General features: G+C 72.5%; 8 protein-coding genes. 5 read left to right on the forward strand and 3 right to left on the reverse strand.

Annotated features, from left to right (window positions below; translation table 11 throughout):
• Positions 1-378: 378 nt before the first annotated feature.
• Positions 379-1,221, reverse strand: a complete 843-nt coding sequence (locus CCN29_RS20055) for a siderophore-interacting protein (RefSeq protein ID WP_086683514.1) — start codon at positions 1,219-1,221, stop codon at positions 379-381.
• Between the two features lie 41 nt (positions 1,222-1,262).
• Positions 1,263-2,192, reverse strand: a complete 930-nt coding sequence (locus tag CCN29_RS20060; RefSeq protein ID WP_228731501.1) for a 5'-3' exonuclease — start codon at positions 2,190-2,192, stop codon at positions 1,263-1,265.
• A gap of 227 nt (positions 2,193-2,419) precedes the next feature.
• Here CCN29_RS20060 and CCN29_RS20065 point away from each other — a divergent pair, with 227 nt between their 5' ends.
• The 4 genes from CCN29_RS20065 to CCN29_RS20080 all read left to right on the forward strand — a co-directional run bounded on the left by CCN29_RS20065 (position 2,420) and on the right by CCN29_RS20080 (position 7,808).
• Complete coding sequence (locus CCN29_RS20065) at positions 2,420-3,505, forward strand: quaternary amine ABC transporter ATP-binding protein (RefSeq protein ID WP_006132316.1); 1,086 nt, start codon at positions 2,420-2,422, stop codon at positions 3,503-3,505.
• Positions 3,498-6,113 carry an ABC transporter permease/substrate binding protein gene (locus tag CCN29_RS20070; RefSeq protein WP_086683516.1) on the forward strand — a complete coding sequence of 872 codons (2,616 nt, stop codon included), beginning with the start codon at positions 3,498-3,500 and terminating at the stop codon, positions 6,111-6,113. Before CCN29_RS20065 ends, CCN29_RS20070 begins: the two co-directional genes overlap by 8 nt.
• A 397-nt stretch (positions 6,114-6,510) precedes the next feature.
• On the forward strand, positions 6,511-7,083 hold the full coding sequence (locus CCN29_RS20075) for a helix-turn-helix domain-containing protein (RefSeq protein WP_006132318.1): 573 nt from the start codon (positions 6,511-6,513) through the stop codon (positions 7,081-7,083).
• Complete coding sequence (locus CCN29_RS20080; protein WP_031065798.1) at positions 7,080-7,808, forward strand: helical backbone metal receptor; 729 nt, start codon at positions 7,080-7,082, stop codon at positions 7,806-7,808. Before CCN29_RS20075 ends, CCN29_RS20080 begins: the two co-directional genes overlap by 4 nt.
• Here the strand turns inward: CCN29_RS20080 and CCN29_RS20085 are convergent.
• Positions 7,720-8,901, reverse strand: coding sequence for a TDT family transporter (locus CCN29_RS20085; protein ID WP_031065803.1), 1,182 nt, complete (start codon positions 8,899-8,901; stop codon positions 7,720-7,722). The two genes, CCN29_RS20080 and CCN29_RS20085, sit on opposite strands and share 89 nt — an antisense overlap.
• Positions 8,902-8,971: 70 nt before the next feature.
• Between CCN29_RS20085 and CCN29_RS20090 the strand changes: the two genes are divergently transcribed.
• On the forward strand, positions 8,972-9,760 hold a 789-nt coding region (locus CCN29_RS20090; RefSeq protein WP_086683518.1), incomplete at its 3' end, for a LysR family transcriptional regulator.

Genomic DNA, 9,760 nt, shown 5'->3' on the forward strand with positions numbered 1-9,760 from the left:
TGGGGGAGGGTGGGCGCAGGCGGCACCCCTCCAGCAGGCCTGCGCCTCACCTCCGTACGGCCACCGGGGTGCCGGGAGATGTTGTACGCCGGGTGCGGGCACGTCGTGGCTGGTCGCGCAGTTCCCCGCGCCCCTTAGCGGCCACCGGGGTGCCGGTCCCTGTCGTACGCCGGGTGCGGGCCGCACTGGGCTGGTCGCGCAGTTCCCCGCGCCCCCGGCGGGCACACCGGGGTGCCGGGAGATGTTGTACGCCGGGTGCGGGCACGTCGTGGCTGGTCGCGCAGACTCCCGCGCCCCCGGCGGGCACCGGAGTGCCGGGAGATGCTGTACGCCGGGTGCGGGCACGCCGTAGCTGGTCGCGCAGTTCCCCGCGCCCCTTCAGGGCGCCGGTGTGTTCTCCTGTTCCGCCTCGATGCGGGCGTTCCACTCCTTCTTCGAGGCCTGCCAGCCGTCCTCGTTGTGGCCCAGGCGCCAGTAGCCGGAGATGGAGAGGTCCTCGCGGGGGATCGCGCGGTCCACGCGGAGCAGGCGGCGCAGTTCCTTCACGAAGTGCGCCTCGCCGTGGACGAAGGCGTGCACCCGGCCCTCCGGCCAGTCCAGGGCGCGTACGGCCTCCACCAGCGCCTCGCCGACCCTGCGGTCGCCGCGGTGCAGCCAGCGGATCTCCACGTCGGAGTCGATCTTCTGCTCCTCCTCCGGCCCCGCGATCTCCAGGAACGCGAAGGCGCGGGCGCCCTGCGGCAGCGACTCCAGGGCGCGGGCGATCGCAGGCAGCGCGCTCTCGTCGCCGGCCAGGAGGTGCCAGTCGGCGGCCGGGTCGGGGGCGTAGGCGCCGCCGGGGCCGAGGAAGCGGACGACGTCGCCGGGGCGGGCGTTGATCGCCCAGGGGCCCGCCAGACCCTCGTCGCCGTGGATCACGAAGTCGAGGGTCAGCTCACGGTGTTCGGCGTCCCAGTGGCGGATCGTGTACGTCCGGGTCACCGGCCACTGCTCGCGCGGGAACTCGGCGCGGATCCGCTCCAGGTCGAACGGCTCCGGGTAGACCGCGCCCGGCGCCGGGAACAGCAGCTTGACGTAGTGGTCGGTGCAGGTGTCCGCCGAGACGGCGGCCAGTCCCTCGCCGCCCAGCACCACGCGCTGCATATGGGGGGTCAGCCGCTCGGTGCGGACGACCACGCCGGTGTGCGGGGTGCGCGGCGCGCGTGCCGGTCGCTCTGCCATGAGGGCCTCCCTGTCGCAGTTAGGTCTGCCTAAGTTAGCACTCAGCCCTCCGCGAGAGTCGCCAGCAGGCGGGTGATCGAGCCACCCAGACCCCAGCGCGCGGCCAGGGCCTCCACGGCGGCCGGATCGCGCGGGGCGCGCGGCAGGACCGTGTCCACGTCCGGGAGCGGGACGTCCCCCGCGACCCGGACGACCGTCGGCGCCACCGCGAGATACGGCCGCGCCTCGTCCAGACGCCTGCGCTGCGCCGGCGTGAGCTTCGACCGCGGGTCGTCCACGGCCGCCAGGATCCCGGCCAGGTCCGTGAACTCGGCCAGCAGCTTGGCCGCCGTCTTCTCCCCGACGCCGGGCACGCCCGGCAGGCCGTCGCTCGGGTCGCCGCGCAGCAGCGCCAGATCCGCGTACCCCTTGCCGTCCACCCCATACTTCGCGCGCAGCGCCGCCTCGTCGGTGACCTGGAGCGTGCCGACGCCCTTGACCGGGTACAGCACCCGCACCCCGCGCGCGTCGTCCACCAGCTGGTACAGGTCCCGGTCGCCGGTGACGATGTCGACCGGGCCGTCCGCCCGCGCCGTGAACGTCCCGATCACGTCGTCCGCCTCGTACCCGGCGACGCCCACCCGGGCGATGCCCAGCGCGTCGAGCACCTCCTCGATCACCGGCACCTGCGGCGACAGCGTGTCCGGCACCTCCTCCACGTCCGGGCCCGTCTCCTGCTCCTCGGCGACGCGGTGCGCCTTGTACGAGGGGATCAGGTCCACCCGCCACTGCGGGCGCCAGTCGGCGTCCATGCAGGCCACCAGGCGCTCCGGCCGGTGGTCCTTGACCAGGCGGTCGATGAAGTCCAGCAGCCCCCGCACGGCGTTCACCGGCGTGCCGTCCGGCGCCTTGACGGACTCCGGGACGCCGAAATACGCACGGAAGTAGAGGGAGGCGGTGTCGAGAAGCATCAGTCCGGTCACGTCCCGCATCATGCCCCACCGCACCGACAGCACCGCCCCGGCGGCACGCCCGCGCACCCCTTCGCACAACGTGTTGCGCCCTGCGCGACATCTGTGAGGCGGCCCACGAAAAGTTTGCGCCGACCGATTCCGGGGAGGCGCGGCGGCGGAACGATGCCGGTTGCTGATTCAACCTGTCGCGGGCCACGGCCCGCCTCGCATCGCTCCGGCATCTGTCGCCGAGACGAGAGGTACGTGTGTCATCAAGGCTTGAGGCCGAGCACCTGTTCAAGGTGTTCGGCAGACGACCGGACCAGGCAGTCGAACGGCTGCGCACCAACACGGCGGACCGCGAGGAGCTGCGGGCCGACGGCGTCACGGCCGCCGTCATCGACGCGTCCTTCTCCGTGGAGCCGGGCGAGATCTTCGTCGTGATGGGCCTCTCGGGCTCCGGCAAGTCGACCCTGCTGCGGATGCTCAACGGTCTGCTGGAGCCGACAGCCGGACACGTCCGCTTCGACGGACAGGACCTCACCGCCCTGTCCGACCGCGAGCTGCGGGACGTCAGGTCCCGGAAGATCAGCATGGTCTTCCAGCACTTCGCGCTCTTCCCGCACCGCAGCGTCCGTGACAACGCTGCCTACGGTCTTGAAGTGCAGGGCGTGCCCCGCGCCGAGCGCGAACGCCGCGCCGACGAGGCGCTCGCCCTGTGCGGCCTGGCCGGCTGGGAGGACTCGTGGCCCGACGAGCTGTCCGGCGGCATGCAGCAGCGCGTCGGCCTCGCCCGCGCGCTCGCCACCGACGCCGACCTGCTGCTGATGGACGAGTCGTTCAGCGCCCTCGACCCGCTGATCCGCCGCGACATGCAGGACCAGCTGATCGAGCTCCAGAAGAAGCTGAAGAAGACCATCGTCTTCATCACCCACGACCTCAACGAGGCCATGCGCCTCGGTGACCGCGTCGCCGTCATGCGCGACGGCCGCATCGTGCAGATCGGCACCGCGCAGGACATCCTGATCCGGCCGGCCAACGACTACGTGGCCTCCTTCACCCAGGACGTCGACCGCTCCCGCGTGCTCACCGCCCAGGCGGTCATGGACCGCGACGTGCGCGGCGACGAGGCCGACTGCGGCTGCGAGACCGCCGCACCGGGCACGTCCTTCACCGACCTGTGCGCCATCAGCGCGCGCGTGCCGCACGCGGTGGCCGTGCTCGACGACGGCGACCTCGTCGGCGTCGTGCCCCGGCAGCGCCTGATCGGATTCCTCGGCGACGAGGAGGCGGACCCCGGCGTGTGCGACAGCCCCAAGGACCAGGGCGGCAAGGTGATGGCCCATGCCTAGGATCCCGCTCGGCGACTGGGTCAACGACGCCGTCGACTGGCTCCTCGCCCACGTCAGCTGGCTGTTCGACTTCTTCAAGACCGTCTTCACCGGCACCTACGACGGCATCAACGCCGTCCTCCAGGCGCCCGAGCCGCTGCTGCTCGTCGCCATCTTCGCGGTGATCGCCTTCTGGCTGCGCGGCGCGCTCGCCGGTGTCCTCACGTTCCTCGGCTTCGCGTTCATCGTGTCGATGGAGCTGTGGGAGAACGCGATGATCACGCTGTCGCTGGTGCTCGTCGCCACGCTGATCGCGCTGGTCGTCGCCGTACCCGTGGGCATCTGGGCGGCCCGCTCCGACCGGGTCAGCTCGCTGGTGCGGCCGGTGCTGGACTTCATGCAGACGCTGCCCGCGATGATCTACCTCATCCCGGCGATCCTGTTCTTCGGCACGGGCGCCTCCGCGGGCATCGTCGCCACGCTGATCTTCGCGCTCGCCCCCGGCGTCCGCATGACCGAGCTGGGCATCCGCCAGGTCGACAAGGAACTCGTCGAGGCGGCCGAGGCGTTCGGCACCACGCCCCGCAACACCCTGCTGCGCGTCCAGCTCCCGCTGGCGCTGCCTACGGTGATGGCGGGCGTCAACCAGGTGATCATGCTGGGTCTGTCCATGGCCGCGATCGCCGGCATGGTCGGCACCGGCGGCCTCGGCGGCGACGTCAACGAGGCCATCGGGCAGCTCAACGTCGGCCTCGGCTCCGAGGCGGGCGTCGCCATCGTCATCCTGGCGATCTACCTGGACCGCATGACCAGCGCGCTGGGCACCCAGGTGTCCCCGCTGGGCCGGCGGGCCGCCGCCCGCGCCCGCGCCGCGGGCCGCATGAAGATCTGGTCGTACCGGCCGCGCCCGCAGGTCGCCGTGGTCGGCGTCGTCGTCCTGGCCCTGGTGGCCGGCGGCATGGGCCTGTTCGGCGGCTCCGCCGACTCCGCGGACACCGCGGGCGACGGCAAGGTCGGCAAGGGCGAGAAGGTCTCCCTCGGCTACGTCCCGTGGGACGAGGGCATCGCCTCCACCTTCCTCTGGAAGGAGATCCTCGAACAGCGCGGGTACGAGGTGGAGGCCAAGCAGTTCGACGCCGGGCCGCTCTACACCTCGCTCGCGCAGGGCGACATCGACGTCGTCACCAACTCCTGGCTGCCGACCACCCACGAGCAGTACTGGAAGAAGTACGGCTCCCGCCTCGACGACCTCGGCTCCTGGTACGACGAGACGTCCCTGGAGCTCACCGTCCCCGCCTACATGAAGGACGTGAACTCGCTCGCGGACCTCAAGGGCAAGGCCGGGCAGTTCAAGGGCAGGATCACCGGAATCGAGTCCAGCGCCGGTGAGATGGCCCTGCTGAAGAGCAAGGTCCTCAAGGCGTACGGCCTCCAGGACGAGTACCAGGTCGTCGACAGCTCCACCCCGGCCATGCTGGCCGAGCTGAAGCGCGCCATGAGCAAGAAGGAACCGATCGTCGTCACGCTCTGGTCCCCGCACTGGGCGTACAACGACCTCGACCTGAAGAAGCTCGAGGACCCCAAGGGCGCCTGGGGCGAGGGCGACGGCGTGCACACGCTGTCCCGCAAGGGATTCGCCGCCGACAACCCCACCGTCGGCGACTGGCTGAAGAACTTCTCGATGACCGAGGAGCAACTCACCAGCCTCGAGGCCGAGATCAACAAGGCGGGCAAGGGCAGGCAGCAGGACGCCGTCCGCACCTGGCTGAAGTCGCACCCGGACGTCGTCGACAAGCTCGCTCCCGTGAAGTCCGGGTCCGGCTCCACGCCCGCCGAGACGAAGCGGGCCCTGGACATCGCCTGGTTCCCCTGGGACGAGGACATCGCCGTCACCTACCTGTGGAAGAACGTCCTGGAGCGGCGCGGCTACAAGCTGAACCTGAAGCAGATGGACGTCGGCCCGGTCTACACCGGCCTCGCCTCCGGCGACCTCGACCTCAATTTCGACGCCTGGCTGCCGTACGCGCAGAAGAACTACTGGGACAAGAACAAGGACAGACTCACCGACCTGGGCACCTGGTACGAGCCGACCTCGCTGGAGATCGCCGTCCCGTCGTACGTCAAGGACGTGAAGTCGCTCGCCGACCTCAAGGGGAAGGCCGACCTCTTCGACGGGAAGATCATCGGCATCGAGCCCGGCACCGGCGAGATGCAGCTGCTGAAGAACGAGGTGCTGCCCGGCTACGGACTCGAGGACGAGTACGAGGTCGTCGACGGCTCCACGCCCGCGATGCTGGCCGAGCTCAAGCGCGCCCTGGCGCAGAAGAAGCCGGTCGCCGTCACCCTGTGGTCGCCGCACTGGGCCTACAGCGAGTACGAGCTGACCAAGCTGAAGGACCCCAGGAAGGCCTTCGGCGAGGGGAACACGATCCGCACGATCGCCAGCAAGAAGTTCCCCGAGCAGTATCCGCAGCTCACCGAGTGGATCAAGGGCTTCCGGATGAGTGAGGACGAGCTCGGCACCCTGGAGGCGGAGATCAAGAACCGCGGCCAGGGACACGAGGAGGAGGCCGTCGCCGCCTGGCTCGAGGAGCACCCGGACATGGTGGAGCGGATGACACCGCGGTAACCGCCGCCGTACCGGTCGCGTCCTGTGAGGGGCGGGTCCCGGAGCGTCCCCAGGGGCGCCCGGACCCGCCCCTCGCGCCGTGCGGAGCCGCCCGCCGCCACCGTAGGAATCCGGACAACCACAGAGCGCGAACCCCTCACCGGACCTCCCCGTGACCTTCCGGCGAACTCGGTGAACAATGGCGGGAACACCCCTTCTCGCATGGGAGGTGTGCCGAGGGGCCCGGCGGGCGGCTGGCGTGAACTGTGAGGTCCGCACCGGCCGTACGTGACGGCGACGTGACAGGCGCCTGAAACGGTTTGCCGAACATGCGTAGGGTGCAGAGAAACCAGCAAGGGAAGAGCGCCGGAACTTCGGCGGTCGGGCACGACGAGCGGCGAAGGAGGGAGCCGGAGCGATGGGCGACCACAAAGAACAGCCCCTGCGGGTGGGCGCGGCCGTGCGGCGGCGACGCCGCGCGCTGGACCTCACCCTCGCCGTCGTGGCCGAGCGCAGCGGACTGTCGGTCCCGTTCCTCAGCCAGATCGAGAACGAGCGCGCGCGTCCCAGCCAGACCTCCCTGGAGAAGCTCGCCGACGCGCTGCGCACCACCGCGGTCGAGCTGCTCGCCGCCGCAGACCCGGCGTGCAGCGTGGACGTGGTCCGCGCGGAGGGCGCCGAGGAGTGGGCGGAGCCGCGGGTGCGGTCCCTGGTCCGCGGCCACCACCAGATGCACGCCTCCGAGTTCACCGGCGACCACGACGCCGGACGTGAACTCCAGTTCCGCAACGACCAGTTGATGTACGTCGCGGAAGGCGCCGTGGAGATCGAGGCCGAGGGGCGCGCCTACCGCCTCGGACGCGGCGACACCCTCTACCTCACCGGCGGCGTCCGGCACCGCTGGCGGGCCACGGTGCCGGAGACCCGGCTGCTGGTCGTCGCCGTCGCCGAGCACATCGAGGCGCTGCGGGACACCAAGCCGCGCCGATGAGCCGCGTACGGGTCGTCTCCCTCGTCCCGTCGCTGACGGAGGCGGTGGCCGTGTCCGCGCCCGGCGCGCTCGTCGCGGCCACCGACTGGTGCACGCACCCCGCCGGGCTCGACGTGGCCCGCGTCGGCGGCACCAAGAACCCGGCCGTGGACCGCATCACCGCCCTCGCCCCCGACCTGGTGATCGCCAACGAGGAGGAGAACCGGCCGCCCGACCTGGACGCTCTGCGGGCGGCGGGCCTCGACGTGCTGGTCACCCATGTACGGACGCTGCCGCAGGCTGTCGGCGAGCTGGACCGGGTGCTGTCCGCGTGCGGGGTGCGGACCCGGCCCCGCTGGCTGGACGAGGCGGAGGCCGCGTGGGAGGCGCCGCCCGCGTCCGAGGAGGTCCGCACGGCGGTGGTGCCCGTCTGGCGCCGCCCCTGGATGGTGCTCGGCCGCGACACCTTCGCCGGCGATCTGCTGGCCCGCCTCGGCGTGCGCACGCTGTACGCGGACCACTCCGAGCGGTATCCGCGCGTCCCGCTCGAGGAGTTGCGCGCGGCCCGGCCCGACGTGGTCGTCCTCCCCGACGAGCCGTACCGCTTCACCGCCGACGACGGCCCGGAGGCCTTCCCCGGCCTCCCCTGCGCCCTCGTCAGCGGACGCCATCTGACCTGGTACGGCCCGTCGTTGGCCGAGGCGCCCCAGGTGCTGGGGCGGGCCCTGCGAGCAGCGCGCCGCTGACCAGGCCGCGCGCCGTGCACCACGCGGCGGTGATCCAGGCGCCGGCCAGCAGGGCGTACAGGGCGAGCGTCAGGACGTCGTAGGCGAGCAGCCCGGTGTGCGAGGCGAGGGCCCCGGCGCCGGTGACACACGTGCCGACCGGGAACGTGAACGACCACCACGTCATCGAGAAGCGCATGCCCCGCCGCCACGCCCGTACGACATGCGCGGCGGCGAGGCAGAGCCACAGCAGCGCGAACCCCATGACGGGCACCCCGTACAGGACGGCCAGCACGCGGAAGCCCTCGGCGTACGGCGCCGGTACGACCCCCGGGGCGACGTCCGCGAAGGCGCCGACGGCGGTCGTGGACTGGCCGAGCGGCCCGAGCACCAGGAACAGCGCCGGGGTGAGCGCGAGGGGCGGCGGACCGCCGGTGAGCAGCCGGCCGAAGACCAGCGGCAGCGTGATCAGGGTGGCGAGGAGGCTCAGCCCGAACATCGCGACGCACGCCAGCAGCAGGGTGGCGCGCGGCTGGCCCGCAGGGAGGTACGGCACGAGACGCGGCCCGAGCGCGGCGGAGACCATGGGCGCGACCAGCGGCAGCAGCCAGACGGGCGTCACCTCCCGCGCCGTCACCCGGTGGCGTACGGCCATCAAATACGGGACGGCCACGGCGGCGGCAAGACCGACGGCCGTACCGGCGGTGAACAGCACGGCGTCGAGGACGACGGCCGCGCGCAGTCCCGTCCAGTCCCGCCCGACGGACAGGGCGCCGCCGCCGACGGCCAGCAGAGCCATGGAGAGGCAGCCGTAGAAGGGCGCCACGGCGGGGTCGAGAAGGTGGGCGCGGGCCCGGTCGCGGTGGCGGACCCAGTGCAGGGCGCGGGCGGCGAGCAGGACCGCGAGGAGGACGAGGGACAGCGCCCAGACGGTGGTGAGCACGGGGCGCGGGACGGCCGCGGGCGCGGGGAGCGCGGCGCCCGCTCCGGCGACGACGGCGGTGCCCATCACGCAGGCGTACCAGTTGGGTCCGAGGTGACGGACGGCGCTGGCGCGCGGTGGCCGTGCGGTGGCACGGGGGAGGGGTGGCAGGGGCCGGGTTGCGGTGACCATGGTCATACGGTCGGGCCGGAGGGCCGCCGCCACCAGGGAGCCGTCCCCTATGGCGGCATAAGCTGAGCTTATGAGCACAACGGACGACCGCGACCGTCACGGGCACGGCGACGCGAGCCCGGGACCCCTGGCCCACCGGGTGCCGGACCTCGGGGCGCTGGAGCTGCTGCTGGCGGTGGCGCGGCTGGGGAGCCTGGGCGGGGCGGCGCGGGAACTGGGCATCACCCAGCCTGCCGCCAGCAGCCGGATCCGGTCGATGGAACGACAGCTCGGGGTGGCGCTCGTCGACCGCTCGCCGCGCGGGTCGCGGCTCACCGACGCGGGGGCGCTGGTCACCGACTGGGCGCGGCGGATCGTGGAGGCGGCGGAGGCCTTCGACGCGGGCGCGCAGGCGCTGCGGGACCGCAGGGACTCGCGGCTGCGGGTGGCGGCGAGCATGACGATCGCCGAGTACCTGCTGCCGGGGTGGCTGCTCGCTCTGCGCGCGGACCGGCCGGACACGGCGGTGTCGCTGCTGGCCGGCAACTCGGCGGCGGTGGCGGAGCGGTTGCTGGCGGGGGAGGCGGACGTGGGGTTCGTGGAAGGGCTCACGGTGCCGGCGGGGCTGGACTCCGCGGTGATCGCCCACGACCGGCTGATCGTGGTCGCGGCGCCGTCGCACGCGTGGGCGCGTCGCAGGCGCCCCCTCACGGCGGAGGAACTCGCGGCCACGCCGCTCGTCCTGCGGGAGGAGGGGTCGGGGACGCGGCAGGTGCTGGACGCGGCCCTGGGGGGTCTGGCGCGGCCGTTGATCGAGCTGTCCTCGACGACGGCGGTGAAGGCGGCGGCCGTGGGCGGGGCGGGGCCGGCGGTGCTGAGC

Source organism: Streptomyces pseudogriseolus (assembly GCA_002154585.1).
GTDB classification, from domain to species: domain Bacteria; phylum Actinomycetota; class Actinomycetes; order Streptomycetales; family Streptomycetaceae; genus Streptomyces; species Streptomyces pseudogriseolus.